The organism is Lichenibacterium dinghuense (genome assembly GCF_021730615.1).
In the GTDB taxonomy this organism is placed as follows: Bacteria; Pseudomonadota; Alphaproteobacteria; order Rhizobiales; family Beijerinckiaceae; genus Lichenihabitans; species Lichenihabitans dinghuensis.
On sequence record NZ_JAJLMN010000001.1, the window covers coordinates 1330264 to 1356379 of the forward strand.

A 26116-nucleotide genomic window follows, 5' to 3' on the forward strand; every position below is an offset into this window, starting at 1 on the left:
CCACACTCCACGGATACCGGACCGCCATGCCGCTCCTCAGCCTCGACCACGCCCGCACCATCCTCGACGCCGCGCTGAAGGCCGGCACGGAGCACGGCTTCAAGCCGCTCGCCGTGGTGGTGCTCGACGCGCGGGGGGCGCTCAAGGCCTTCGCGGCGCAGGACGGCACCAGCCTCAAGCGCGGCGAGATCGCCCGCGGCAAGGCCGACGGCGCGCTCGCCATGGGCATCGGCTCGCGCGCGGTCGCCAAGATGGCGGCCGAGCGCCCGACCTTCGTAGCGGCGGCGACCCACGCGGTCGGCGGCTCGCTCGTCCCGGCGCCGGGCGGCGTGCTGATCCTCGACGGGGGCGAGGTGGTGGGCGCCGTCGGCGTGTCCGGCGACCTCAGCGACAACGACGAGATCTGCGCGGTCGCCGGCATCGAAGCCGCCGGGCTCAAGGCCGAGACGGGCGCTTGAGGCGAAATCCAAAGCCAGGCTTTCGCCTGTAGAGATCTCCGCCGCATCTGACCCGAGATGAGGACATCCTAAAATTTCAGCAATCATCCGATTATTGAGCGGGGATTGCTGAACCGCATCGGAGAGCGGTTTGTTTGAGGACCAGAACATATTCGGGAGGTCCTCATGCGTGTACTCTTGAGCGCAGCGTTCGTTGCTGCGTCCCTGTCGGCGATCGTGATCGCGCCGATGCCGGCCTCGGCGGATTCGGCGATCGAGGAGCTTCGGAAAACGGAGGTCCAGACGGCTGAGCCGCCGGCCGTCGACCCTGCGCCGACGGCCGGCACCACGCAGCCGCGCGTGTCGCATCGGAGCAACCATCACCACGGGACGCGGCGCATCGACCGCGACGACTGATCCGGGATCCGGCCGGATGCCTTGACGGCAGCCCAGGCGGCGCTCGAGCGAGGCCGGCATCCGCGTCGCGGAGCGATCGAGCGGATGCCGCATCACGCCATGCTCGCCGCCGCCGAGCCGGGCGAGACCGGATCAGGCCAGCCCGTGGTCCCTGAACCAGCTCTGCGCCTTGCCCCAGGCGTCGCGCGCGGCGTCGGGTCGGTAGCTCGGGCGGTAGTCGGCGAAGAAGCCGTGCGGCGCGTCGGGGTAGACGACGATCTCGGATCTCGTGCCCTTCAACTCGGCCTGCATGGCCGTGATCAGGTCCGGCGGGATGTTGTCGTCGTGGCCGCCGTAGAGGCCCAGCACCGGCACGGTCACGTCGTGGCCGAAGTCGAGCGGGTTCTGCGGCTTTATCGCGGTCGGCGGCGAGGCCTTGCCGCCGAGGATGCCGTAGAAGGCCACGGCCGCCTTCAGCTTCGGGTCGTGGCGGGCGTAGAGCCAGATCATGCGGCCGCCCCAGCAGAAGCCGGTGGCGCCGACCCGCGTGGGATCGCCCCTGCCGCCGTTCGTCGTGGCATAGGCCACCGTGGCGTCGAGGTCGCCCATCGCCTGTGCGTCCGGCACCTTGGGCACGATGTCGGTGACGATGGTTCTCACGTCGGCGTGGGCGGGGTCGCCCTGGCGGGCGAACAGCTCCGGCGCCACCGCGAGGTAGCCGAGCTTCGCGTAACGGCGGCAGATGTCCTTGATGTATTCGTGGACGCCGAAGATCTCCTCGATCACCACCATGACCGGGAACGGCCCCGCCCCCTCCGGCATGGCGCGATAGGCGGGGATCTGCCCGTCGGCGGTGGGGATCTTGACCTCGCCGGCCACGAGCCCGTCCGCCGGCGTGGTGATGACCTGCGCCATCACGGGGTCGGCCGCCAGCGCGAAGCCGGTGCCGAGCGCGGCGACCAGGAAGGTGCGGCGGTCGGCGGTCGGGACCTCGCCGGGCCGCGGAAGCTGGTCGGGGTGCTGGGGTTGGGTGTTGCGGAACATCATGGGCGTGGTCCTCAGAGGCACCTTGGGTCGAACGACTTCCCATCCGCTCGAAGAGCCAAGCCTCAGCGTGGTGGGCAGAGAAGCAGAGTCAGAAACATCTTTTTCTGCGGCGCGGGTAGGTTTCTGAACGCCGCGAGCCCGCTTCGACTCTGCGCGATCGCAGCCCGAGCATTCGACATCCTGTAACGCGCGCCCACATCGTAGTCGGCGCGGTGACGCTCCTCCTGCAAAGCGGCGAACGTGCCCGCGAAGATGAGGAAATCTCGCCCGAAGAAACCCGTCGGCGCGAACGGAGCATATTTCGCTGGCGGCGCCCTCTTTGACAGTGTGAGGCAGAGCTCCTTGATGGCGCGATGGTCGACGCTGCGATGGACCAGAGCGTAGCGAAGCGTGTTCTGATGAAATGCTCCGACCACCTCGTCGGCGAGGGCTGTCAACGTCGCGTGGAACAGAGCATAGTAGGCGCTCGATACCGCACGGCGGAGGTCGACTTGCCGAGGCGGGCCGGCGAGCGGTGCTGCGACCAGCCTTTCCGCCTGCTCAAGCAGGTGGTCCGGGTTGAGAATCGGCATCCGCTGCGAGTTCGCTCTCGTTTGTGAAATCGACAAACGGAAACCTGTCGTCTCCGACCGCCTGCAGCGCTTGGCGCAGGTCCACGATGACGTTCGCCATCTCATCGCCGCTCAGGCTCGCGTCGTCGCCCACCAGCACGACCGTCACCCGAAGGCCTTCCAGACCGTCCGCGTCAACATCCGGTGCGGTCGCAATGCTCGCGATATCGTGCCCCGGCAAGGATGTGGTGGCAACCTTGCCGACGAGCCTGTCGAGATCGAGCTGTATTCCCATAGCTTCAGGCTAACAGCTCCGTGAATCGGGGCAAGATCCTCTGAAGCGACGCGGCGATGGAACTGTTCAGATCGAAATCGATACCGTTCAGCCCGCGCTCCGCCACGCCCACGGCCGCCTCGGGTCGGCCGGCTGCTCCGAGCCACCGTGGCCGGGCTGGTAGAAGTCCGTCATCACGGGCGCCTTGCCGCCCTCCAGCGCGCGCAGCGTCGGCCCGTCCTCGATCAGGAAGGCGTCGAAGCCGCAGCGCCGCATGAGTTGGAGTTGGTCCCACAGCACGTCGCCGACGGCGCGGATCTCGCCCTTGAAGCCGTGCTGGCCGCGCAGGATCGACGCCTTGGAGAAGGCGCGGCCGTCGCCGAACTTCGGGAAGGACAGGGCCACGAGGCTCAGCCGGTCGAGGTCGGGCAGGATCGCGTCCACCATCTCGCCCGCGTCGAGCTTCACGCCGACCGGCGCGTTGCTGCCGCGCCGGCCTTCGGCCCCGAGGGCCGACCACTGCTTGAGCGACATCACGGTCGGCCCTGTGTTCGGTCCTTGGCCCGGCTGCTCGCCCTCGGGCAGGCTGTGCCACGGGTCGTCGACGAAGGCCCCGTCCTTGTAGAGTCGCATCAGATGTCCTGTCCGGCCGAAAGGATGCCGAGGTGGATGCCGCATTCCGTCTTGCCCTTGCCGCGCCAGCGGCCGGCGCGGGCGTCCTCGCCGGGCTTCACCGGCGACGTGCAGGGGATGCAGCCGATCGAGGGATAGCCCTTCGCCACCATGCGGTGGCGGGGCAACGCGTGCCGGTCGAGGTAGCGCAGGAGGTCGGACGCGTCCCAACCCGCCAGCGGGTTGATCTTCACCCGCTCGCCCTCGGCCTCGAACAGCGGCAGGGCGGCGCGGGTGGAGCTTTGGAACCGCTTCCGGCCGGTGATCCAGGCGTCGTAGCCCTCGATGGCGTGGGCCAGCGGCTTCACCTTGCGGATGTCGCAGCAGCGGTCGGGGTCGCTCGACCACAGGAAGCCCTCGGGGTCGAGCGCGGCGAGGTCCTCCTCGGAGGGCTGCACGGCCCGCACGTCGGTGAGGCCGAGCAGGTTCACCAACTCGTCGCGGTAGTCCAGCGTCTCGGGGAACAGGAAGCCCGTGTCCACGAAGACCACCGGCGTCGCCTTCTCGACCTGCGCCACCATGTGGAGCAGCACGGCCGAGTCGGCGCCGAAGCTCGACACCAGCGCGATGCGGCCCGGAAACAGGTCCTGGATGGCCAGGCGCAGCAGCGCGCCGGACCCCATGGCCGCGAAACGAGCGCCCAGCCGCGATGCCGCGACCTGGTCGCCGAACAACGTCACGTCATGAGCGCTCATCGGGTTCAGATCTCCCGGCCGGCGTCGCGCTCGTAAAGCGCCTTCTTGAACGGGGCCATGCCGACGCGGCGGTAGGCGGCGAGGAAGCCCTCGTCGGCCCCCTCGCGCAGACCGAGGTAGGTGTCGACCACGGTCTCGATGGCGTCGACGACGTCGTCGGTCGAGAAGCCCGGCCCGGTGAGGTCGCCCAGCGAGGCGGTCTCGTCGCCCGAGCCGCCGAGCGTGATCTGGTAGGTTTCCTCGCCCTTCCGGTCGAGGCCGAGGATGCCGATGTGGCCGACGTGGTGGTGGCCGCAGGCGTTGATGCAGCCCGAGATCTTGATCTTGAGCTCGCCGATGTCCTTGGCCCGCGCCCCGTCGCCGAAGCGCTCCGAGATGCGCTGCGCCACGGGGATCGAGCGCGCGGTCGCCAGCGCGCAGTAATCCAGGCCCGGGCACGCGATGATGTCTGTCACGAGGCCGGCGTTGGGGGTCGCGAGCTTGGCGGCGTCGAGCGCGTCGTAGAGCGCCGGCAGGTCGTCGAGCGCGACGTCGGTCAGCACGAGGTTCTGCTCGTGGCTCACGCGCACCTCGCCGAAGGAGTAGCGGTCGGCGAGGTCGGCCACCGCGTCCATCTGCTCCGCCGAGGCGTCGCCGGGGATGCCGCCGATGGGCTTCAGCGAGATCGTCACGATGCCGTAGCCGGGCTCGCGGTGCTCCGCCACGTTGACGTCCACGAAGGCGGCGAAGCGCGGGTCCGCGGCGCGGCGCGCCGCCACCGCGTCCGAAGCGGCCGGGCGCTGCGCGTGGGCCGGGGGCGCGAAATAGGCGCGGATGCGCTCCACGTCGTCGGCCGGCAGCGTCAGGCCCTTCGGGCCCTTGGCGAACTCGGCCTCCACGGCCTCGCGCATCGGCTCGGCGCCCTTCTCGTGCACCAGGATCTTGATGCGCGCCTTGTACTTGTTGTCGCGGCGCCCTTCGAGGTTGTAGACGCGCACGATCGCGTCCACGTAGGCGAGTAGGTCCGCCTCTGGCAGGAAGTCGCGGATGGGATGACCGATCATCGGCGTGCGGCCGAGCCCGCCGCCCACGTAGACCTTGAAGCCCAGCGCGCCCGCGGCGTCCTTCACGACCTGGAGCCCGATGTCGTGGGCCTGGATCACGGCGCGGTCGCGCGTCGAGCCCGTCACCGCGATCTTGAACTTGCGCGGCAGGAACGAATACTCGGGGTGGAGCGAGGACCACTGCCGAAGGATCTCGGCATAGGGGCGCGGGTCCGCGACCTCGTCGGCGGCGGCGCCGGCGAAGTGGTCGGCCGTGACGTTGCGGATGCAGTTGCCCGAGGTCTGGATGGCGTGCATCTCGACGGTCGCGAGCTCGGCCAGGATGTCCGGGCAGTCCTGCAGCGCCGGCCAGTTGTACTGGATGTTCTGGCGCGTGGTGAAATGCCCGTAGCCGCGGTCATAGCGGCGCGCGATGTGGGCCAGCATCCGCATCTGCTTCGAGCGCAGCGAGCCGTAGGGGATCGCGACGCGCAGCATGTAGGCGTGGAGCTGCAGGTACACGCCGTTCATCAGGCGGTGCAGCTTGAACTGGTCCTCGGTCAGCTCGCCCGCGAGGCGGCGCCCGGTCTGGTCGCGGAACTGCGCGACCCGCTCCGCCACGAACTGGGCGTCGAACTCGTCATACCGATACATCGTCGTCCTCCTGCACCGCGGCCGGGGTCGATCCGGGCTTGGTGAACGCGGGAAGAATGGTGGGGCCGCGGGCACGGATCGCCTCGCGGAGCTTGGTGGGCACGACCGAGCCGCCGGCCGTCGACACGTCGACCGCGTAGACGTCGACGACCAGGCTCGCCGCCTCGGCGGCGCGGCCGAGCTCCAGCCCCGCCGCGCTCTCGGCCTTGCCGGAATAGAGGGCGGCCCGGTCCAGCCGCTCGCTCCAGCCGCCGCCGGCGTCGAGGAACACGACCGCCCCGTCGGCGAGGCGACTGGCGGTGACGATCTGGGCCATCATGGGCGAACTCGCTCGCGGTGTCGTTCCGGGCGAGCCGTGTCGCACGCCGCCCCGGTGGCTGCAACGGCCGATGCCGCCGGTTCCGAAGCGGATATAGAATTCCCCACTGAAAATACGAGAATTATGAAATAGGACATGACAGATTTGTGTTTTTGCGGCCGGGCGGCCATCTGAGCAGCGGGCCGGCGCGACGCTCCGCACCTTGCGGGGTTGTAGGGTCCATGCTCATCTCACCTTGTCAGCGGTGCGGGAGCCGGCTATTCCGGGGGCCGCCACCGCCGATCAGGAGCCGAGACCGGCCCCGATCAAGAGCGGAAGGTCTGAGAAGCGTGGCATCCCAGAGCGTCGGGCGGTTAGCTCAGTCGGTAGAGCGTCTCGTTTACACCGAGAATGTCGGCGGTTCGAGCCCGTCACCGCCCACCGCGCCCCGCGCGCGCCGGATGTCCGCCCTCATCGCCAGGATCGGCCTCGCCGTCTCGGTGGCGCTGTCCGCCACCGCGGCCGTCCTGCCGGGCGGCGTCGCCCTGGCGGCCGAGCCGATGTCCTTCGAACTCCTCACCATCGCCGGGCCGGCGCCCTGCGCCAAACGCCGCTGCTCGAACGCCGAGATCAAGGCGGACGTGATCAGCGCCCAGGGCGAGATCACCAACGACACGGCGGCGAGCTTCCTGTCCTTCGTGCAGGCGCACGGCGGCGATCCGGACTTCCGGCCGCTGGTGCTGCTCAGCTCGCCCGGCGGCACGGTGGTGGGGGCGATGAAGCTCGGCCTCGTGCTGCGCCAGGTCGGCGCCACCGTGCTGGTCGCCCGGGCCCGCGCCGTGGACGGGTCGGACGACCTCCACGTCATGTCGAGTTCCTGCATGTCGGCCTGCGTCTACGCCTTCTTCGGCGGCAAGCGGCGCATCATCCCGCCGTCGAGCCACCTCGGCATCCACCAGATGGCGATCTACAGCCACAGCTTCTTCGGCCTGGGCGACGACACGGTGCGATCCAAGGGCACGCCCGAACTCGTGAGTGCGCTCAGCGCATACACCAAGATGATGGGCGTCAACCCCGAGGCCATCGCGGAAGCCGAGCAGGTCGACCCGACCTCCATCCACATCCTCACCCCGAAGGAGATCGCCCGCTGGCGCGTGGGCACGCCGCGCCTGCACTGAGCCGGCGCGGACCGCCGATCCCTCGCGGGAGGGGCGGCTCGTCCGCTCCCGTCCCGGCGGGCGCCGCGCCGCGCCTCACAAAATCCGCCCCTCGCCACCGGCGCGCTTGACACCCTCGGGGGCCCCCCGTAGACACGCCTCACCGAGCGAGACCGCTGCGACGACACGCAGCGCGGTTCGCGGGGGAGTAGCTCAGTTGGTTAGAGCGCCGGCCTGTCACGCCGGAGGTCGCGGGTTCGAGCCCCGTCTCTCTCGCCAGTTCGGTCAGATGATATGACTTGCGTTCCGGCCTCGCCGGTCCGCGGGGGAGTAGCTCAGTTGGTTAGAGCGCCGGCCTGTCACGCCGGAGGTCGCGGGTTCGAGTCCCGTCTCTCTCGCCACGCCGTCCTGGCCCCTCATATTTCCTATCTGATGTTCAGTTTTGCCCGTGGGTCGCGGATATCCCTGACCTGCGCCGCCTCGCCCTTCAGCGGGTTCGCGATCGTCCGATGCCGATCAGTGCGATCGCGGCCACGAGGCCGCCCAGCGCGGCGATCGAGGTCAGGGCCGGATGCAGGGCTGCCGTGGTGGCGAGCGCGCTCTCGCCCGGGTAAGGCGCCGAGGCGCGGCGCGCCAGCAGGTGCTCGTAGAGCCGCGTGAAGGCGCGGTCGATCGCGCGGGTCTCGACGATCGTGCGGTCGAGAAGCTTGGCCGCCTCGGCGTGCCCGAGCGCCCGTGCTTCGCTGCGCAGCGTGCCGTATCGCGCGATGTAGAAATGCGCCGCCACCTGTCCGTAGGCGATGTTGACGAGGTCGCGCTCGGCCGCGCCCGGGTGCCTCGCCACCTCCGCCTCGTTGGTGTCGCAGATGCCCTGCATGCCGGCGTCGTGCCGGGCGTAGGGCGTGGCGCCGACCAGCGCGAAGACGCGCTCCAGCCGCTCCGCCTGGACGAGGTTCTGCTTCGAGCCTGCCCGCAACATCCGCCTCAGCTTGGGCAGGGCGGATGTTTCGCAATTGCGCGCCGCCTGCGCGGCCCCCTGCCGGTGTGCGCCGTAGAGGAGGCGCAGTCCGTCCTCGAAGAGTTGCCGGTCTGCCGCCATCGCCATGTCTTCCCTGTGCCCGTCGGACGGGGGGCAACATTCGCGACGGGCGCTTGTTGCGGTGAGGGGACGACGCCGCGTCGCCGACTCGGCCCGCTGCGGCTCGCCAGCGCCGGTCGGTCGTCGAGATCGACGGGCTCCACGGCATCCAGCGCGCCGGGCCAGGCCGGCTTCCGTTCGGGGGGCGAAGCAGTCCGCAGGGGATCAGGTCCGTCGATCAGAGCGCCGGCCTGTCATGCCGGAGATCGCGGGATCGCGCCCTTCGATCGCGGAACACGTGTCCCGCAGTCGACTTTTCTCCGTCGAGCGGCGCCGTGGGCGGGGGCGAGCATGACAGGTCACGATGAGGCGCTGTCGGCCGAGGAGCTGAAAACGCTGGAAGGCCTGCTGGCCAGGCTCGACGGCCGCGGCGCGGAGCTTCCCTGGCCGCTGTTCCGCTTCGTCAACGAGGTCGTGGCGACCGTCAACGTGGACCTCCTGGTCCAGGACGCGGCGGGACGCGTGCTGCTCGCCTGGCGCGACGACCCGTTCGGCCGCGGCTGGCACGTGCCCGGCAGCATCATCCGCCACAGGGAGGAGGTCGGCCACCGACTCGAAGCCTGCGCGCGCGACGAGTTCGGCTGCGACGTCGCCGTGGCGGACCGGGCGATGGCGATCGTCCAGATCTTCGACGACCGGGGCCATTCCGTCTCGCTCTGCCATCGCGCGACGCTGCGGGGCGTGCCCGGCCGGCGGCTCGTCACCGGCGATCGGGCACCCGAAGCCGGCGACCTGCGCTGGTTCGAAGCGCCGCCGGCCGACCTCTACCCCAGCCACCTCGTCTATCGCGACGTGCTGGAGGCCGCCGGCCGCGGCGAGCTCGACGGCGGCGCGCCGCTCTTCACCCAGCATGTCGGGCGGCGCGACGCGGCGCGGGACGCCCCGGAAGGCTCGATCAGCTCCGACGCCGCGCTCGCGTGACCCCGGCCCGGCGCGGGCGTCGCCCCTCCCCTTCCGACGTGGGACAGAGCCATGCGCCGGCGCGGCTACCGGCCGGTGGCCCTCTGGTCCATATCGGGGCTGCGCCTTCGGGCACCGCCCTTCTTGGGCGTTTCCTCCCTAGACTTGGGCCGCTCGCCGCGAGGCGCAGCGGCTCTTTTTTCGTCGGCGGGCGGCCTTCGGTTCGGCGTCCGCCCCCTCGCCAGCGCCCGCCTCGGACCGACAGCGAAAAGCCCTGACCTCGTGCCACCTCCCCTCATCCTGAGCCGGGCGCGGAGCGCCCGTGTCGAAGGATGAAGGCGGTCGAGGAGATTGGGGCTCCGTCCTCAGTCCGGGCGGTCGGGATGCTGCAGGCTGGCGAGGGCCGGGCCGTCCTGGAGGTCGACGGGCCGGAGGTCCTCCAACGCGTCGAGCCAGGGCGGCTTCCGCTCGGGGCTGAAGCAGAATTCGAGGTCCACCGCGCCCGGATCGTCGAGGCTGTAGATCGTCAGGCTGACGTCCGTCCCCCGCGTGTCGCGGTAGCTCAGCGGCGTGCCGCAGGCGGAACAGAACCCGCGCTCGACCGCCTCCGAACTCGCGAAGGTGGCCGGCGGGGCGGACCAGCTCACCCGCGCGGCGGGGAAGCGCACGAAAGCCATGAAGGGCGCGCCGCCCGCCTTCTGGCACATGCGGCAGTAGCACACGCTTGAGCGGTCGCGCGGGCCCTCGGCGCTGTAGCGCATCCTGCCGCACTGGCACCCACCCGTGAAAGCCATGGCGTGCCCCGCGCCGGAGCCGCGGCCGCGCGCGCTCCGCCCTACTCGGCAGCCGTCATGTAGAGCTCGTTCCACACTTTGGCAGCCTCGTCCCTCGGCAGGCCGACGAGGTCGATGCGGTCGTGCCCCACGAGCTTCACCGCGGGGACGTTGTAGCGCACCGCCACCTCGGCGATGCGCAGCAGCTGCGCGGGCGTGCAGTGGCCGTCCTCCGTGTCCGGCATCATCGAGAAGGTGCCGTCCTCGAGGATGCGCGCCTGCACGTGGCCGTCGAGCCGCGACGGCTCCTCGGCCGCGAGCGCGGCGGCGGGCGCCGGCGCCTGCTCGAGGAAATAGGTCGTCAGCGCGTCGACCTGCCCCTTGCAGGAGCCGCAGCCCATGCCGGCGCGGGTCGCCGTCATCACGGCCCTGAGGTCGCGGTTGCCGGCCGCCACGCAGGCCCCGATCGCGCCCTTGGTGACGCCGTTGCAGTTGCACACCTGCATCTCGGCCGGCATCTCCTCCAGCGACACTGCCTGGGGCGGGGCGCCGATGTCGAACAGCAGCGCCAGCCGCTCCTCGGGCAGCGGTGCGTCGCGGTCGAAGGCCTGCATCAGGTAGGCGGCCTTGGAGATGTCGCCCATCAGGATGCCGCCGACGAGCCGGCCGTTCCGCACGATCAGCTTCTTGTAGGTGCCGCGCTTCGGCTCGGCGAACTGCACCACCTCGTCGCCGTCGTCGTGCGGCTCGGTGATGCCCATGGACGCGAGCTCGACGCCCATCACCTTGAGTTTCGTCGCGAGCTTGGAGCCGTGGTAGGCGGCCCGCTCGTCGCGGCCGGTGACGTGCTCGGCGAAGACCTTGGCCTGGTCCCACAGCGGCGCCACGAGGCCGTAGACCTTGCCGCGGTGCTGGGCGCATTCGCCCACCGCGTAGACCGAGCGGTCGTCGATCGACTGCATGTGGTCGTTGACCACGATCGCGCGCTCCACCGTCAGCCCGGCGCGCAGACCGATCTCCGAGTTGGGGCGCACGCCGGCCGCCACCACCACCATGTCGCAGTCGAGCGTCGTGCCGTCCTTGAAGGCGAGGCCGGTGACGCGGTCCTCGCCCAGCACCTCGGTGGTGGCCTTGCCGGTGTGGACGTGCAGGCCGAAGCCCTCCATGGCCCGGCGCAGCATGCCGCCGCCCGTGGCGTCGAGCTGCAGCTCCAGGAGGTGCCCGGCGAGGTGCACGACGTGCGACTCGCATCCGAGGTCGCCGAGCGCCCGCGCGGCTTCGAGGCCGAGCAGCCCGCCGCCGATCGTCACCGCCTTGCGGGCCGCCTTGGCGGCCTCGGCGATGCCCACGCAGTCCGCGAAGGTGCGGTAGGCGAAGACGCCCGGCTTGAGCGTGCCGTCGGACGCGAACGCGCCCTTGAAGGGCGGCACGAAGGCCTTCGAGCCGGTGGCGATCAGCAGGACGTCGTAGGATTCGACGCGCCCGCCCGCGGAGCGGACCGCCTTGGCGGCGCGGTCGATCTCCACCACGCGGTCGCCCTTGTGCAGGACGATGCCGTTCTCTGCATACCAATCGGGCGTGTTGATCAGGATGTCATCGAGCGTCTTCGTGCCACCGAGGATGCCGGACAGCATGATGCGGTTGTAGTTGCCGTGCGGCTCGTCGCCGAACATCACGACGTCGAACTGGTCCGCGCCGCCGCGCTTGAGGATCTCCTCGACCGCGCGGGCCCCGGCCATGCCGTTGCCGATCACCACCAGCTTGCGTTTGCTCATGTCGAGGTCGCGATCCTGCCTGCGGGTTTGGCGGACAAGCTCGCGAGATCCGTGCCACGCGGGGACGTGTCCGCGCATGGCTGGGTTTCCGGACCGCCCCACCCGTCATCGGACGGCTGCGATCGTCATCGCGAGCGGAGCGACGCGATCCAGCCCCCGCGTTCCAAAAGGGCCGCTCCCGGGTCGAACTGCCTCGCGGCGCGGCGCCCGACAGTCCTGGATCGCGTCGCTACGCTCGCGATGACGGCGGAGAACGCGGGCGGCGTCGAACTGATCCGAAGGTGTCGTGCCGGGACCTCGCCGAAGGCCGACGGCCTTTGGAAGCCGAAGTCACACCTCCATCAGCCCGAGGTCGAGCACGATGTGGCCCTCCGCGCCTTCGGGCGCCGACACCAGCACCTCCACGAGCGTGTCGGGCTCCAGGTCCTCCAGCACGGCGAGCGGCACGTGGACCGCCGCCCCGGCGCCGACGGGGAAGAGCCGCATCACCCGGCCGTCGCGCGTCACCGTCAGGCAGGCGAGCGCCGCGGCGGAGTTGCCGGCGCGCAGGTAGATCACCTGGGCGCGCCGGTCGGGCGGCACGCGGTAGCTCACGCCCGCGGCGAGCGGCGCCGGATGCTCCAGCCCCGCCCCCACGAAGGGGAACACGCCCGTGATGGTCCTGGGTCGCGACTGCATGGCGCTGGTTCCGGTCAGGCCGCCGCCCGCTCGACCCGCACCGCGCAGACCTTGAACTCGGGCATGCGCGAGGTGGGATCGAGGGCGGCGTTGGTGAGGACGTTGGCGGACTGGCCGTCGCCCCAGTGGAAGGGCACGAACAGCGTGTCGAGGCGGATCGTCGGCACGAGCCGCGCCTTGACCGCGATGGTGCCGCGGCGCGTCGTCAGCCGGGCGAGGTCGCCCTCGGCGAGGCCGAGGCCGCGCGCCGTCTGCGGGTGGATCTCGACGTAGGCGCCGGGCTCGGCGCTCGCGAGCTCCGGCACGCGGCGCGTCTGCGAGCCGGACTGGTACTGCGCCAGCACGCGGCCCGTCGTCAGCCAGTAGGGGTAGTCCGCGTCCGGCTCCTCGGCGGAGGGGCGGTGCTCCACCGCGTGGAAGCGCGCGCGGCCGTCCGGCGTCGCGAAGCGGTCGAGGAACAGCCGCGGCGTGCCGGGGTGGTCGGGCTCGGGGCACGGCCAGAACACGCCGTCCTCGGCCACGATGCGGGCGTAGGAGATGCCGGAATAGTCGGCGACGCCGCCCCGGCTCGCGCGCCCGAGCTCCTCGAAGCCGGGCTCGGCTCGGGCCGGGAAGGCGGCCGAGGAGCCGAGACGCGCCGCCAGGGCCTCGATCACCTCGGCGTCCGTCATCACGCCAGCGGGCGGCGCCACGGCGCGGCGGCGGCGGATCACCCGGCCTTCGAGGTTGGTCATGGTGCCCTCCTCCTCGGCCCATTGGGCGGTGGGGAGCACCACGTCGGCCAGCGCCGCCGTCTCGGACAGGAAGATGTCGGACACGACCAGGAAGTCGAGCCCGGCGAGGTTCGCCTTGACGCGCCCCGCCGACGGCGCCGACACGACGACGTTGGAGGCCAGCACCATCAGCGCCTTGACGCTTCCGCCCGGCGCGGTGGCGTCGAGCAGCTCGTCGGCGGAAAGGCCGGGGCCCGGCAGCGCGTCGGGGTCGACGCCCCACACCGCGGCGACGGCGGCGCGGTGGGCCGGATCGGCGATCCTGCGGTAGCCGGGGAGCTGGTCGGCCTTCTGGCCGTGCTCGCGCCCGCCCTGGCCGTTGCCCTGGCCGGTCAGCGTGCCCCAGCCGCAGAACGGCCGGCCGGCCTTGCCGAGCGCCAGCGCGAGGTTGATGAATGCCGACACGTTGTCGACGCCCTGGCTCTGCTGCTCGGGGCCCCGCCCCGTCAGCACCATGGCGGTGGCGGCCTCGCCGAGGATGTGGGCGGCCTCCACGATCTGCCGCTCCGGCACGCCGGTGACGCGCTCGACGCGGTCGGGCCAGTGCTGGGCCGCGATGCGGCGCACGGCCTCGAAGCCGCTGGTGCGCTCGGCGATGAAATCCGCGTCGATCAGCCGGTCGCGGATGGCGACGTGGAGCAGGCCCGTCGCCAGCGCGCCGTCCGAGCCGGGCGTCGTCTGCAGGTGCAGCGTGGCGAGCTTGGCGGTGGCGCTGCGGCGCGGGTCGACCACGACGAGCCGGCCCCCGCGGGCGCGCTGCTCGTCGAAATACTGCATCAGCGGCGGCATCGTCTCCGCCGGGTTGCTGCCGGCGATCAGCACGGCCTCGGCCCCGGCGATGTCGGCGATGGGGAACGGCAGGCCGCGGTCGAGCCCGTAGGCGCGGCCGCCCGCGGCGGCGGCCGAGGACATGCAGTAGCGCCCGTTGTAGTCGATGTTGGCCGTGCCGAGCGCCAGCCGCGCGAACTTGCCGAGCAGGTAGGCCTTCTCGTTCGTGAGGCCGCCGCCGCCGAACACGCCCACGGCGTCGGCGCCGTGCCGGGCCCGAACCTCCGAGAGGCGCGAGGCCACGCGGTCGAGCGCCTCGTCCCAGCCGGCCTCCCTGAACGCGCCGCCCTTGCGGTCGCGGACCAGCGGCGCGGTCAGCCGCTCGGGCGAGGCGAGCAGCGAGGCGGCGGTCCAGCCCTTGCGGCACAGGCCGCCGCGGTTGGTGGGAAAGTCCCGCGCCGCGACGGAGAAGCGCCCCTCGGCGTCGGGCACCAGCGTCATCCCGCATTGCAGCGCGCAATAGGGGCAGTGGGTGTCGACCGGGGCGAGGCCGGAGGCCGGCAGGGGATCGGCCTCCCGCGTGTCGGCCGGCGCGAAAGATTGAACGGTCATCGAAGCTCTGGGACTCGGCTCGCGGGCGCCGCGGCGGCTCAGGGCCGGGCGCGCGCGGCGCCGCGGCGGCCGGCGGCGCGGCAGGAGAGCGGGGCGGCGGTCCTGGCCATGGCGGCGGCCCTCCTGAGAACGGGTGGGCGCGGAGGCCCTCGCGGCTCACGGAAGCAACCGCCATGCCATGGCGCCGCCCGGGATCGCGCCGCGGCGCACCATCCCGGACGGCGCGCGATCCGGGCAGCCTGCCCGGCGATGCGGCATCCGGGCCCGCGGGCCGGCCGGGCGACAGGCGCCCGCGGGCCGTGGTAGGCTCGGCGCCATGGCCATGAGACCTTCGGCTCGCACGAGCCCGCGCGGCAGGGCCGCGACCGCCTCGATCTTCGACGCGCCCGCCTCGGCACCGAACGACGAGGCGGAGGGCTCGCGCCTGTCCAACACGCCCGAGGTCAGCGTGACCGAGCTGTCGGGCGCGCTGAAGCGCACCGTCGAGGAGCGCTTCGGCCACGTGCGGGTGCGGGGCGAGGTGTCGAACTACCGCGGCCCCCACTCCTCCGGCCACGCCTATTTCTCGCTGAAGGACGAGGGCGCCCGCATCGACGCCGTCGTGTGGCGCCACAGCTTCGCGCGCATGCGGGTGAAGCCGGAAGAGGGCATGGAGGTCGTCGCCACCGGCAAGATCACCACCTTCCCGGGCAAGTCCGCCTACCAGATCGTCATCGAGTCGCTGGAGCCGGCCGGCGTCGGCGCCCTCATGGCCATGGTGGAGGAGCGCCGCCGGCGCTTCGCGGCGGAAGGGCTGTTCGAGCCGGCGCGCAAGCGCGCCCTGCCGTTCCTGCCCGCCGTGGTGGGCGTCGTCACCTCGCCGACCGGCGCCGTGATCCGCGACATCCTCCACCGCATCACCGACCGCTTCCCGCGCCGCGTGATCCTGTGGCCCGTGCGGGTGCAGGGCGAGGGCAGCGCCGAGGAGGTGGCCCGCGCCATCCGGGGCTTCGACGCGCTCCCGCCCGGCGGACGGCTGCCGCGGCCGGACGTGCTGATCGTGGCGCGCGGCGGCGGCTCGCTCGAGGACCTGTGGGGCTTCAACGACGAGGTGGTGATCCGCGCCGCCGCGGAATGCCGCATCCCGCTGGTGTCCGCCGTCGGCCACGAGACCGACTGGACGCTGCTCGACCACGTGGCCGACCTCCGTGCGCCAACCCCCACCGGCGCCGCCGAGCTCTGCGTGCCGGTGCGGGCCGAGCTCGCCGTGGGGCTCGACCGGCTCGGCGCCCGCCACGGCGCCGCGATGCTGCGGCGGGTGGAGGGCGCGCGCGACGCGCTGCGCTCGGCCGCCCGCGCCCTGCCGGACGGCGCGGAGCTCCTGGCGCTGCCGCGCCAGCGGCTCGACCGCGCCGCGACCGCCCTGCCCTCCGCGCTGCGCCGCGGCGCCGACGCGCGCCGCCTCGCCGTGGCGCGGGTCGGCACCCGCCTCGCCGCCCAGTCGCCCGGCGCGCGCCTCGCGCGGGCGGCCGAGCGCCTGAGCGGCCTCGACGCGCGGCTCGGCCGCTCGGCCGCCGTGCTGGCCGACCGCCGCCGCGGGCGGCTCGACGCCGCCGCGGCGCGGCTCGGCGCGGCGCTGGTGAGCCGCGCCGCCCTGGCCCGCCAGCAGAACGCGGCGGCGCGCCAGCGGCTCGACGCCCTGGCGGCCCGGCTGAAGCCCGCCGCCGCGCGGGCCAACGACCGGCGGCGCGAGCGCGTCGAGCGCCTGGCGCAGCTCCTCGGCACGTTGGGCTACAGGTCGGTGCTGGGCCGCGGCTACGCCCTCGTGCGCGACGCCGCCGGCCAGCCGCTGCGCTCCGCCGCCGGGGTCGCGCCCGGCGCCCGGCTCGGGCTGGAGTTCGCGGACGGCGTCCTCGCCGTCGAGGCGCTGGGCGGCCCCGCGGGGGGCACCCCGCCGACCGTACCGGACGCGCCGAAGCGGAAACCCGCGGCGCCCCGCGCCCCGCGCCCGCCCGCCAGGACGGCCCGGAGCGCGAAGGCGCCCGTGAGCCAGGGCGACCTGTTCTGATCCGACGCCCGCGCCGGGTTTGACCTCGACGGCTTTCGCCGCCAGGGTTGCGCCGCGCGGCCGTCCACCCCCTCGTGGCGTCGCCCGATCCCGCGGAACCCCATGGACCTGCCCGTCTCCCTGCAGCGCGCGCTCCAGCGCCTCAACGGCGCCATCGACGCGCTCGACGCCGCCGCGGAGCGCCGCGCCGAGGCGGACGCCGCCCGCGCCGACGCCGAGGTCGAGTATGCCGTGATGCAGGACGACCGCTCGCGCCTCGCCGTCGAGCTCGACGCCGCGCTGGCGAGGGCCCGCGCGCTCGACCGCGTGGCCGGCGAGGTGGCGGCGCGGGTCGACCGCGCCGGCGCCACCGTGCGGGGCATCCTGGCCGAGCTCGACCCGACGGGCTCGCGCCCGCTCGGCCCGATCTGAGGCCGCCGTGGCCCAGGTCAACGTCAGGATCGGCGGCCGCGTCTACCGCATGGCCTGCGCGGACGGCGAGGAGGAGCACCTGGCGGGGCTCGCGGCCCGGCTCGACGGCAAGATCGGCGAGCTGCGCGGCAGCTTCGGCGAGATCGGCGACACGCGCATCACCGTGATGGCGGCCCTGACGATCGCGGACCAGCTCGGGGAAGCCGAGCGCCACATCGCCGCGCTGGAGGGCGAGAACGACCGCCTGCGGGCCGAGCAGGCCGGTGCCGACGCGCGCATCGACGCCCTCGCCGAGGCGGCCGCCGGCGCGATCGGCGAGGCCGCGGCCCGCATCGACCGCGTCGCCCACGCGCTCGACGCGGGGACGGCGCGCGGCTGATACGGCATCCGGCCGATGTGCCGTATCGCCAGCCCGCGCGGCGCATGAGCGAAGCCGACATCCGCATCCCGAAGGGATTCAACGGATGTCGTATGAGAGCCGCGACCCCGCTCCGCCTACCGGTCCGCCGCGCGATGACTTAGGATGGCGGACCGCTTCCGCACCGGGTCCGCCGATGTCCGCCGCCGCCGCCAACAGCCTGATCCTGGTCGCGATCGGGCTCGTCTTCGCCGTGCTGATGGCCGGGCTGGTCAACATGGTGCGCGGCGGCAGTTCCAACACGTCGCAGCGGCTGATGCGCTGGCGCGTGGGGCTCCAGTTCGTGGCCATCCTGGTGGTCATGGCCGTGCTGTATCTCAGGGGGTAGAACGCCGTGGTGGTCCTCAATCGCATCTACACGCGCACCGGCGACGACGGGACGACGGCGCTGGGCTCGGGCGAGCGCCGCCGCAAGTCGGACGTGCGGATCGCGGCCTACGGCACGGTGGACGAGTGCAACGCCGCCATCGGCATGGCGCGCCTCCACGCGGCGGCCGAGTCGCCGAAGCTCGACGCCATGCTGGGGCGCATCCAGAACGACCTGTTCGACCTCGGCGCCGACCTCGCGACCCCGCCGGCCGAGGGCGAGGCGGAGGGCTCCCGCCTGCGCATGGTGCAGGCCCAGGTGGACCGGCTGGAGCGCGAGATCGACGAGCTCAACGCCGACCTGTCGCCGCTGCGCTCCTTCGTGCTGCCCGGCGGCACGCCGGCCGCCGCCCACCTCCACCTCGCCCGCACGGTGTGCCGGCGCGCCGAGCGGCTGATGGTGGACCTCAAGGTCGGCCACGGCGAGGCCGTCAGCGCCGCGGCGGTCGGCTACGCCAACCGCCTGTCGGACTTCCTGTTCGTGGCCTCGCGCCACTGCAACCACCTCAAGGACGGCGACGTGCTGTGGGTGCCGGGGAAGAACCGGTAGGGGCGCGGGCTCGAGGGCCGCTCATCCCTTGCGGGCCGCCTTGGCGGCGGCCCGCTCGGCGCGCAGCAGCTTCGCCCGGCCGTCCTTCGTGGTCTGCCGGGCGCGGCCGATCGCCAGCGCGTCCTCCGGCACGTCCTCGGTGACGGCGGAGCCCGACGCCACGTAGGCGCCGCGCCCGACCGTGACGGGCGCCACCAGCGACGAGTTCGAGCCGATGAAGGCCCCCTCGCCGATCACGGTGCGGAACTTGCCGTAGCCGTCGTAGTTGCAGGTCACCGTGCCGGCGCCGATGTTGGCCTCCGCGCCCACGCTGGCGTCGCCGATGTAGGTGAGGTGGCTCACCTTGGCGCCGTCGCCGATGTCGGCGCTCTTCACCTCGACGAAGTTGCCGACCTTGGCGGCGCGCCCGAGCGCCGCCCCCGGCCGCAGCCGCGCGTAGGGCCCGACGTCGGCGTTCGGGCCCACCCGCGCGCCTTCGAGGTGCGAGAAGCTGTGGATGACCGCGCCGTCCTCGACCCGCACGCCGGGCCCGAAGACCACGTGCGGCTCGACCACGACGTCGCGCCCGAAGCGCGTGTCGTGGCTGAGGAACACCGTGCCCGGCGCCTGCAGCGTCGTGCCGCCGCGCATCGCGGCGAGCCGCAGCCGCGCCTGCACGGCGGCCTCGGCGCTCGCGAGCTGCGCGCGGTCGTTGACCCCCATGGCGTCGGCCTCCGGGCAGGAGATCGCGGCACAGCGCCGCCCGTCGGCCAGCGCCAGCTCCACGGCCGCGGTGAGGTAATATTCCTTCTGGGCGTTGTCGCAGCCGACGCGCCCGAGCAGGTCGAGCGCGGTGCGGCCGTCGAGCGCCATCGGCCCGGCGAAGCAGAGCCTCACGGCGCGCTCGGCTTCCGTCGCGTCCTTGTGCTCGCGGATGGCGACGAGCGCGCCGTCCTCCGTCAGCAGCCGGCCGTAGCCGGTCGGGTCGGCGGCCTCGAAGCCGAGCGCCACGAGGCCGGCCCCCGCGGCCAGCGCGGCCCGCATGTCGGCGAGCGCCGCGGGCGCCACCAGCGGCACGTCGGCGAACAGCACCAGAAGGTCGTCGTAGCCGCGCGCGATGGCGTCGCGCGCCGCCAGGACCGCGTGGGCGGTGCCGAGCCGCTCCGCCTGCACGGCGATCTCGGCCCCCGGGAAGGCGCGCCGCGCTTCGGCCGCGACGTCGTCCCGCCCCGGGCCGACCACCACGACGACGGCCTCGGCCCCGGCCTCCGCCACGATGCCGAGCACGTGGCCCAGCATGCTGCGCCCGGCCAGGCGGTGCAGGACCTTGGGCGTGTCGGAGCGCATGCGCGTCCCCTCGCCCGCCGCCAGCACCACGGCGAGGCACCGTCTCGATCCGCTCATCCCGTCCGAACTCCCGCGCGTCCGCCTTCCCATCGACGCGCCGCCTTAACAGGAGATTGCGGCGAAGGCCCATCCGGCCCGCGGCGGCGGTGCAGCGCGTGCAAAAATCGCCTCGCCGCACGTCGGATATGGGCTATACGAGGCGATGCGGCCGGCGGCGCCCGGACCGGGCTCCCGCGGGGATGAGTGCTTCGCTTCGAGCGACGATGCCCGGCGCGGCGGAGCGCTCATCCCCGCGGAGACCTGCACCGGGCGGCGCCCGCCCTTCCGTGTTCTCGTTCCAGATGGCCGATGCTGCTTCGCCGGGATCTCTTGAAATGGGCCGCCACCGGGCTCGGCGCCGGCCTGACCCCGGCGGCCGCCGACGCGCCCCCGGCCCCCGCCGGGGCGCCGGCCCCGGCGCCGCAGGGCTCGGCGCCGCCGGCCGCCACCTTCGACCTGTCGGCCGTCGTCGACAAGGCCCGCGCCCTCGCCAAGAAGAGCTATGAGGCGCCCGCGGTGCCGCTGCCGGGCGCCTTCTCGAACCTGACCTACGACCAATATGTGTCGATCCGCCCCAAGGCCGGCACGGCGCTGTGGGCCGGCGACAACGTCGGCTTCGCCATCGAGCCGCTGCACCGCGGCTTCCTGTTCACGGCCCCGATGGCGATCAACGTGGTCGAGAACGGCGCCGTGCGGCGCCTCGCCTACGCCGCGAGCGGCTTCGACTTCGGCAAGGTGCAGCCCCCGGCCGACCTCGGCGACATCGGCTTCTCGGGCTTCCGCGTGCTGCACGCGCGCAGCGGCAGGGGCCTCGTCGATTCGGCGATCTTCCAGGGCGCGTCCTTCTTCCGGGCGCTGGCCAACGGGCAGAACTTCGGCGTGACCGCCCGCGCCCTGATGATCCGCACCGCGGACCCCAAGGGCGAGGAGTTCCCCGCCATCCGCGAGGTGTGGATCGAGAAGCCGAGCCTCGCCACCGACGCGCTGGTGATCAGCGCGCTCGTCGATTCGGAGAGCATGACGGGCGCCTTCCGCTTCACGCTGCGGCCCGGCGAGATCACCATCATCGACACGGAATGCACGCTGTTCTCGCGCAGCCCGGCCGACTTCTACGGCCTCGGCGGCATGACCGGCATGTTCCTGTTCGGCCCGACGAGCCGCCATGCGGCCGACGACGTGCGCCTCGGCGCCTACGACGTGTCCGGCCTGCAGGTGCTCAACGGCAACGGCGAATGGCTGTGGCGGCCGGTGTCGAACCCCTCGACCCTGCAGGTGTCGGTCTTCGTCGACGCCAACCCCAAGGGCTTCGGCCTGCTGCAGCGCCAGCGCGACTTCTCGCAGCTCCAGGACGACGAGCAGCACTGGGAGCTGCGCCCTTCGCTCTGGATCGAGCCCATCACCGACTGGGGCGAGGGCAGCGTCGAGCTCGTCGAGATCCCGACCGAGTCGGAGAACAACGACAACATCATCTGCTTCTGGCGGCCGAAGGCGGTGCTCGACCCCGCCGGCGAGGCCTCCTTCTCCTACCGCCAGTTCTGGTGCTGGACCCCGCCCGACCGGCCGCCGCTCGCCACCGTGAGCGACACGCGCGTCGGCCGGATCGGCAACACCAAGAAGCGGCGCTTCGTCGTGGAGTTCACCAGCGACGTCTTCGTCGACCCCGTCGCGAGCCACGACGTGAAGCCCATGCTGACCGTGTCGGCCGGCACGGTGGGGACCGTGAAGACCTTCGTGTCGCGCGAGCGCAAGACGTTCCGCGTGCTCTTCGATGTGGATTTCGGCGGCGACGCCCTGTCCGAGCTCCGGCTCGTGCTGGAGAACGGCGGCAAGCCGGTGAGCGAGACATGGCTGTACCGATGGACCGCGTGACCTTCGATGAGCCGGCCGCGGGCGAATCCCGCGCGGTGATCGACCTAGACTCCATCCTGGCCATGCCGGCCATGCCGGACGAGAGCCCGATCCTCATGCCCACGCAGTCGCTGCGCCGCCACGACCGCGCGGGCCTGCGCGGCTGGGCCAACCCCCTGCACCGCTCGGTGCCGTGGCTGGCCCGGATCGTCGTGTTCGGCGGCGGCGCGGCGCTGCTCGGCTTCGGCATCGAGGAGATGTGGCGCGTCATCGACGTCGGCGAGGTGACGCTGCTGAAGTGGATCCTGCTGGCGCTCTTCGTCGCCAACTTCTCCTGGATCGCGCTGTCCTTCGCGAGCAGCGTCGTGGGCTTCGCCTGGCTTCTGTTCTTCGCCCCGAAGCGCCCGGCCCTGCCGGCCGCGCTGTCGGCCAGGACCGCCGTGGTGATGCCGATCTACAACGAGGCGCCGAGCCGCATCTTCGGCGCCCTGCAGGCCATGGCGGAGGACGTCGCCGCGACGGGGCTCGGCGACCACTTCGACTGGTTCTTCCTGTCCGACACGACCGACCCCGACGTGTGGGTGGCGGAGGAGCGCGCGCTGGTCGCCCTGCGGGACCGCCTGCGCGGCAAGGCGCGCGTGTTCTACCGGCACCGGCCCAAGAACACGAACCGCAAGGCCGGCAACATCGCCGACTTCGTCACCCGCTGGGGCGGCAGCTACCCGCACATGCTGGTGCTCGACGCCGACAGCCTGATGACGGCGCATTCCATCGTGAACCTCGCCGCCGCCATGGAGGCCGACCCCGACGCCGGCATCGTGCAGACGCTGCCCCTCATCATCAACCGCAACACGCTGTTCGCGCGGCTGCAGCAGTTCGCGGCGCGCATCCACGGGCCGGTGATCGCGGCCGGCCTCGCCGTGTGGTCGGGGCGCGACGGCAACTATTGGGGCCACAACGCCATCATCCGGACGCGGGCCTTCGCGGACCATTGCGGCCTGCCGCACCTAGGCGGCCGCCCACCGCTCGGCGGCCACATCCTCAGCCACGACTTCGTCGAGGCGGCGCTGATCCGGCGCGCCGGCTGGGCCGTCTACATGCTGCCGGTGCTCGGCGGCTCCTACGAGGAAAGCCCGCCCTCGCTCATCGACCTCGCGGCGCGCGACCGGCGCTGGTGCCAGGGCAACCTGCAGCACATGCGGGTGATGTGGGCGCACGGCTTCCACCTCGCGTCGCGTCAGCACTTCGCCACCGGCATCATGGGCTACCTCGCGTCCCCGCTGTGGATGGCGCAGCTCCTCGTCGGCATCGTGCTGGTGCTGCAATCGGCCTACATCCGCCCCGAATACTTCACGCAGGACTTCTCGCTGTTCCCGGCCTGGCCGCGGTTCGACGCGCAGCGCGCGCTCGACCTGTTCGGCATCACCATGGCGGTGCTGCTGGCGCCGAAGGGCTTCGGGCTGCTGATCGCGCTCGGGCAGCGCGACGCGCGGCGGGGCAGCGGCGGCGCGGTCGGGCTCGTGCTGTCGACGGTGGTCGAGATCGTGATGTCGTCGCTGCTCGCGCCGGTGATGATGCTGATCCAGTCGGGCTCGGTGATGCAGATCCTGCTCGGCCGCGACACGGGCTGGAACCCGCAGCGGCGCGACGACGGCTCGATCCCGCTCGGCGACATCGTGCGCCGCCACCGCTCGCACGTGATCCTGGGCTTCATCACGCTGGTGGCGGGCTTCCTGATCTCGCCCTCGCTGGTGGCCTGGATGTCGCCCACCATCGCGGGCCTGATCCTGGCGATCCCGCTGTCCTGGGCCAGCGGCCAGCGCTCGATCGGGCTGTTCCTGAAGCGGATGGGCCTCCTGCGCACGCCCGAGGAGACGAGCCCGCCCGAGATCGCGCGCCGGGCCAACGTGCTGGCGGGCGAGCTCGCGCAGGCCGGCTACGACGTGACGGACGGCATCTCGGCGCTGCACGCGAGCCGCGAACTGCGCGTGCTGCACGAGGCCTACCTGCCCACCCCCGAGCCGAAGAAGCGCGGCGCCATCGACCACGACGCCGTGATGGCCCGCGCCAAGCTCGCCGAAGCCGAGACGGTGGAGGAGGCGGAATCCTGGCTGAACCGCAAGGAGCGCACCGCGGTGCTCAACGACCGCGAGCTGATCGACCGCGTGGCGCGCCTGCCCTCCGCAGACATGCGGGCCGCCGCGGCGGCGGAGTAGCGCACGCCGCGGCCGATCGGATCGGCCGCAGCGGGACCTCCGGCTCGGCAGGGCCCCGAGTTCGGCGACCCTCGACTTCCGCCGCGAAGCTGCGTTGAATGGGTCGCCGCGTCGCGGCGCCCATCGGAGGGCCGCTCTTGAGTCGCCTCGACGAAGCAGAACGCCGCTGGCGGCTCGCCGATGTCGAGCCGACGAAGCGCGCCATCGCTGCCGCCCTGGCCCGCCCTTCCGCGGGCGCCATCCGGCATCGCCCGCCGCGCGGGCCCGATGCGGGCGAGCAGCCGTGATGCCGGAAGCCCCGATGCGTTTCCCCGTGCCCGCCCTCGCCGACCTGCCCGAGGACCTCCGCGAGCGCCTCCTCGCCGTGCAGGAGAAGTCGGGCTTCGTGCCCAATGTGTTCCTGCTGCTGGCGCGCCGGCCGGACGAGTTCCGCGCCTTCCTGCTCTACCACGACCTGCTGATGGACCGGCCCGGCGTCCTGACCAAGGCCGAGCGCGAGATGATCGTGGTGGCGACCAGCGCCGCCAACCGCTGCCTCTACTGCGTGGTGGCCCACGGCGCGATCCTGCGCGTCCGGGCGAAGGACCCGAGGATCGCGGACCGGGTCGCGGTGGACCACCGCAAGGCGGGGCTGACCGCGCGCCAGGTCGCCATGCTGGATTTCGCGCTCAAGGTCGCGGGCGAGGCCCAGGCGATCGGCGAGGGCGACTATGCGGCGCTGGAGCGGCACGGCCTCAGCCGCGAGGACGGCTGGGACATCGCGGCCATCGCGGGCTTCTTCGCCATGTCGAACCGGCTGGCGGGGGCGGGCGACCTCCGGCCGAACGACGAGTTCTTCGCGCTGGGGCGGGAGCCGGCCCGGCCGACCTGAGGCGCAGCGGGCGCCGGGCGGCCCCGCCTTCGACGCGGCCCGTCGGCGGCGTTCGTCGCCTGGGGAATGCACGGCCGCTGGACTCGGCGGACGGTCCTTGCGGCCGGGATCGGCGGCGCGCGGGTCGCGGTCTGCCCTTCCGGACCCAGGAGTTGACCGGCGGCTCGCTCCTCCGCGCCGCCGCGGGACGCTGCGCCCCTATGCCCGGCGGGCGGGCTCGGCCGCTCAGGCCGCCGCCCGCTCCCGCCGCGCCGCGCGCAGCCGCTGGAAGTCCTCGCCCGCGTGGTGCGACGAGCGGGTGAGCGGTGAGGCTGACACCACGAGGAAGCCCTTCGCGGTCGCCACCGTCTCGTAGGCCTTGAACGCGTCCGGCGTGACGAAGCTCTTCACGGGGTGATGCTTCTTCGTCGGCTGGAGGTACTGGCCGATGGTGAGGAAGTCGATGTCGGCCGAGCGCATGTCGTCCATCACCTGCAGCACCTCGGTGCGCTCCTCGCCGAGCCCGACCATGATGCCGGACTTGGTGAAGATCGAGGGATCGAGGTCCTTCACGCGCTGGAGCAGCCGCAGCGAGTGGAAGTAGCGGGCGCCGGGCCGCACGGACAGGTACAGCGACGGCACGGTCTCGAGATTGTGGTTGAACACGTCGGGCCGCGCCTCGACTACCACCTCCAGCGCGCCGGGCTTGCGCAGGAAATCGGGCGTCAGCACCTCGATCGTGGTGCCTGGGGCGAGGCGGCGGATGGCGCGGATCACCTGGGCGAAGTGCTCGGCGCCGCCGTCGGCGAGGTCGTCGCGGTCGACCGAGGTGATCACCACGTGGGCGAGGCCGAGCTTGGCCACGGCCTCGCCGATGTGCTCGGGCTCGTGCGGATCGAGGGCGCCGGGCAGGCCGGTGCGGACGTTGCAGAACGCGCAGGCGCGCGTGCAGGTGTCGCCCATGATCATGAAGGTGGCGTGCTTCTTGGTCCAGCACTCGCCGATGTTGGGGCAGCCCGCCTCCTCGCAGACCGTGACGAGCCCGTGCTCCTTCACGATGCCGTGGGTGGCCTGATAGCCCGCCGAGCCCGGCGCCTTGACGCGGATCCAGTCCGGCTTCTTCAGCATCGGCTGGTCGGGTCGATGCGCCTTCTCGGGGTGGCGCGGCGCTTCCGCGGGACGCGGGGCGGCCTTGGACCGGGGGTCGCTGTTGAGCAGGTCGAGCACCAGCATGGATTTCCTCCTGCCCCTCACTTAAGCGATGGCGCGCGCCGCCACCACCACGATGACGGTTTCCGATCGTCGCGCTGCGCTGCGCCCTTCTCCCCTCGCGGGAGAAGGTGGCCGGCCGAAGGCCGGTCGGATGAGGGGGTATGGCTCCGCGCTCGACGATGACCCCGGGGACGGAGAGCGCCGCGCTCGTTC

At 72.5% G+C, this 26116-nt stretch carries 27 protein-coding genes and 3 tRNA genes; 16 read left to right on the forward strand and 14 right to left on the reverse strand.

The genetic code is table 11. From position 1 onward, the window contains the following. Positions 1–26 precede the first annotated feature (26 nt). Positions 27–458 carry a GlcG/HbpS family heme-binding protein gene (locus L7N97_RS06340; RefSeq protein ID WP_237477490.1) on the forward strand — a complete coding sequence of 144 codons (432 nt, stop codon included), beginning with the start codon at positions 27–29 and terminating at the stop codon, positions 456–458. 165 nt (positions 459–623) lie between these two features. Further along, on the forward strand, positions 624–854 hold the full coding sequence (locus tag L7N97_RS06345) for a hypothetical protein (RefSeq protein WP_237477491.1): 231 nt from the start codon (positions 624–626) through the stop codon (positions 852–854). Positions 855–986: 132 nt separating this feature from the next. Here the strand turns inward: L7N97_RS06345 and L7N97_RS06350 are convergent, their stop codons facing one another. From L7N97_RS06350 to L7N97_RS06380, 7 genes are all read right to left on the reverse strand, one after another. Then, a complete protein-coding gene (locus L7N97_RS06350) occupies positions 987–1877 on the reverse strand; it encodes a dienelactone hydrolase family protein (RefSeq protein WP_428981049.1) in 891 nt (296 codons plus the stop codon). 65 nt (positions 1878–1942) lie between these two features. Continuing rightward, positions 1943–2452, reverse strand: a complete 510-nt coding sequence (locus L7N97_RS06355) for a hypothetical protein (protein WP_237477493.1) — start codon at positions 2450–2452, stop codon at positions 1943–1945. Further along, positions 2421–2726: a hypothetical protein gene (locus L7N97_RS06360; RefSeq protein ID WP_237477494.1), complete on the reverse strand. Its 306-nt coding sequence runs from the start codon at positions 2724–2726 to the stop codon at positions 2421–2423. Before L7N97_RS06360 ends, L7N97_RS06355 begins: the two co-directional genes overlap by 32 nt. Positions 2727–2813: 87 nt before the next feature. Continuing rightward, positions 2814–3338 (reverse strand): DUF934 domain-containing protein, encoded by a 525-nt coding sequence (locus tag L7N97_RS06365; RefSeq protein WP_237477495.1) that lies wholly within the window; start codon positions 3336–3338, stop codon positions 2814–2816. Then, the gene (locus tag L7N97_RS06370) at positions 3338–4072 is read right to left on the reverse strand and encodes a phosphoadenylyl-sulfate reductase (protein WP_237477496.1); all 735 of its coding nucleotides are present in this window, start codon (positions 4070–4072) and stop codon (positions 3338–3340) included. The genes L7N97_RS06365 and L7N97_RS06370 overlap by 1 nt, the downstream gene beginning before the upstream one ends. A 5-nt stretch (positions 4073–4077) precedes the next feature. Beyond that, positions 4078–5748 carry a nitrite/sulfite reductase gene (locus L7N97_RS06375; protein ID WP_237477497.1) on the reverse strand — a complete coding sequence of 557 codons (1671 nt, stop codon included), beginning with the start codon at positions 5746–5748 and terminating at the stop codon, positions 4078–4080. Beyond that, complete coding sequence (locus tag L7N97_RS06380) at positions 5735–6067, reverse strand: DUF2849 domain-containing protein (protein WP_237477498.1); 333 nt, start codon at positions 6065–6067, stop codon at positions 5735–5737. The genes L7N97_RS06375 and L7N97_RS06380 overlap by 14 nt, the downstream gene beginning before the upstream one ends. Positions 6068–6414: 347 nt before the next feature. Here L7N97_RS06380 and L7N97_RS06385 point away from each other — a divergent pair. The 4 genes from L7N97_RS06385 (at position 6415) to L7N97_RS06400 (ending at position 7604) form a co-directional block, all read left to right on the forward strand. Beyond that, positions 6415–6487, forward strand: a tRNA-Val gene (locus L7N97_RS06385). A gap of 20 nt (positions 6488–6507) precedes the next feature. Continuing rightward, positions 6508–7224, forward strand: coding sequence for a COG3904 family protein (locus tag L7N97_RS06390; RefSeq protein ID WP_237477499.1), 717 nt, complete (start codon positions 6508–6510; stop codon positions 7222–7224). A gap of 181 nt (positions 7225–7405) precedes the next feature. After that, positions 7406–7482, forward strand: a tRNA-Asp gene (locus tag L7N97_RS06395). 45 nt (positions 7483–7527) lie between these two features. After that, positions 7528–7604: transfer RNA gene (locus tag L7N97_RS06400), tRNA-Asp, on the forward strand. Between the two features lie 86 nt (positions 7605–7690). On the opposite strand, the gene L7N97_RS06405 is transcribed toward L7N97_RS06400, so the two are convergent. Continuing rightward, positions 7691–8302 (reverse strand): DUF892 family protein, encoded by a 612-nt coding sequence (locus L7N97_RS06405; protein ID WP_237477500.1) that lies wholly within the window; start codon positions 8300–8302, stop codon positions 7691–7693. Between the two features lie 330 nt (positions 8303–8632). Between L7N97_RS06405 and L7N97_RS06410 the strand changes: the two genes are divergently transcribed. Further along, entirely contained in the window at positions 8633–9262 is a 630-nt protein-coding gene (locus tag L7N97_RS06410; protein ID WP_237477501.1) for an NUDIX hydrolase, read from the forward strand. A gap of 344 nt (positions 9263–9606) precedes the next feature. Here the strand turns inward: L7N97_RS06410 and L7N97_RS06415 are convergent, their stop codons facing one another. From L7N97_RS06415 to L7N97_RS06430, 4 genes are all read right to left on the reverse strand, one after another. Continuing rightward, positions 9607–10035 (reverse strand): GFA family protein, encoded by a 429-nt coding sequence (locus L7N97_RS06415; protein WP_237477502.1) that lies wholly within the window; start codon positions 10033–10035, stop codon positions 9607–9609. 41 nt (positions 10036–10076) lie between these two features. Beyond that, complete coding sequence (locus tag L7N97_RS06420; protein WP_237477503.1) at positions 10077–11789, reverse strand: FAD-dependent oxidoreductase; 1713 nt, start codon at positions 11787–11789, stop codon at positions 10077–10079. Positions 11790–12119: 330 nt separating this feature from the next. After that, the gene (locus L7N97_RS06425; RefSeq protein WP_237477504.1) at positions 12120–12467 is read right to left on the reverse strand and encodes a molybdopterin oxidoreductase; all 348 of its coding nucleotides are present in this window, start codon (positions 12465–12467) and stop codon (positions 12120–12122) included. 14 nt (positions 12468–12481) lie between these two features. Continuing rightward, positions 12482–14620 (reverse strand): molybdopterin oxidoreductase family protein, encoded by a 2139-nt coding sequence (locus L7N97_RS06430; protein ID WP_237477505.1) that lies wholly within the window; start codon positions 14618–14620, stop codon positions 12482–12484. Positions 14621–14936: 316 nt separating this feature from the next. On the opposite strand from L7N97_RS06430, the gene xseA reads away from it, so the two are divergent. The 5 genes from xseA to L7N97_RS06455 all read left to right on the forward strand — a co-directional run bounded on the left by xseA (position 14937) and on the right by L7N97_RS06455 (position 18412). Beyond that, positions 14937–16667, forward strand: a complete 1731-nt coding sequence (xseA, locus tag L7N97_RS06435) for an exodeoxyribonuclease VII large subunit (RefSeq protein WP_428980962.1) — start codon at positions 14937–14939, stop codon at positions 16665–16667. Positions 16668–16769: 102 nt separating this feature from the next. Beyond that, positions 16770–17078 (forward strand): DUF4164 family protein, encoded by a 309-nt coding sequence (locus L7N97_RS06440; protein WP_237477507.1) that lies wholly within the window; start codon positions 16770–16772, stop codon positions 17076–17078. Between the two features lie 7 nt (positions 17079–17085). Then, positions 17086–17457: a cell division protein ZapA gene (locus tag L7N97_RS06445; RefSeq protein ID WP_237477508.1), complete on the forward strand. Its 372-nt coding sequence runs from the start codon at positions 17086–17088 to the stop codon at positions 17455–17457. 175 nt (positions 17458–17632) lie between these two features. Beyond that, a complete protein-coding gene (locus L7N97_RS06450) occupies positions 17633–17824 on the forward strand; it encodes a twin transmembrane helix small protein (RefSeq protein WP_237477509.1) in 192 nt (63 codons plus the stop codon). A 6-nt stretch (positions 17825–17830) separates the two neighbouring features. Continuing rightward, complete coding sequence (locus L7N97_RS06455; RefSeq protein WP_237477510.1) at positions 17831–18412, forward strand: cob(I)yrinic acid a,c-diamide adenosyltransferase; 582 nt, start codon at positions 17831–17833, stop codon at positions 18410–18412. Between the two features lie 21 nt (positions 18413–18433). On the opposite strand, the gene glmU is transcribed toward L7N97_RS06455, so the two are convergent. Next, complete coding sequence (glmU, locus tag L7N97_RS06460) at positions 18434–19795, reverse strand: bifunctional UDP-N-acetylglucosamine diphosphorylase/glucosamine-1-phosphate N-acetyltransferase GlmU (protein ID WP_237477511.1); 1362 nt, start codon at positions 19793–19795, stop codon at positions 18434–18436. A 291-nt stretch (positions 19796–20086) separates the two neighbouring features. Here glmU and L7N97_RS06465 point away from each other — a divergent pair, with 291 nt between their 5' ends. From L7N97_RS06465 to L7N97_RS06480, 4 genes are all read left to right on the forward strand, one after another. Further along, the gene (locus L7N97_RS06465) at positions 20087–21646 is read left to right on the forward strand and encodes an OpgD/OpgG family glucan biosynthesis protein (RefSeq protein ID WP_237477512.1); all 1560 of its coding nucleotides are present in this window, start codon (positions 20087–20089) and stop codon (positions 21644–21646) included. Between the two features lie 62 nt (positions 21647–21708). Next, positions 21709–23841, forward strand: a complete 2133-nt coding sequence (gene mdoH, locus L7N97_RS06470; protein ID WP_237482068.1) for a glucans biosynthesis glucosyltransferase MdoH — start codon at positions 21709–21711, stop codon at positions 23839–23841. Between the two features lie 137 nt (positions 23842–23978). Then, a complete protein-coding gene (locus L7N97_RS06475; RefSeq protein WP_237477513.1) occupies positions 23979–24128 on the forward strand; it encodes a hypothetical protein in 150 nt (49 codons plus the stop codon). A 14-nt stretch (positions 24129–24142) separates the two neighbouring features. After that, the gene (locus tag L7N97_RS06480; protein WP_428980963.1) at positions 24143–24712 is read left to right on the forward strand and encodes a peroxidase-related enzyme; all 570 of its coding nucleotides are present in this window, start codon (positions 24143–24145) and stop codon (positions 24710–24712) included. Positions 24713–24937: 225 nt separating this feature from the next. On the opposite strand, the gene lipA is transcribed toward L7N97_RS06480, so the two are convergent. Then, complete coding sequence (gene lipA / locus L7N97_RS06485; RefSeq protein ID WP_237477515.1) at positions 24938–25924, reverse strand: lipoyl synthase; 987 nt, start codon at positions 25922–25924, stop codon at positions 24938–24940. Positions 25925–26116: the final 192 nt, after the last annotated feature.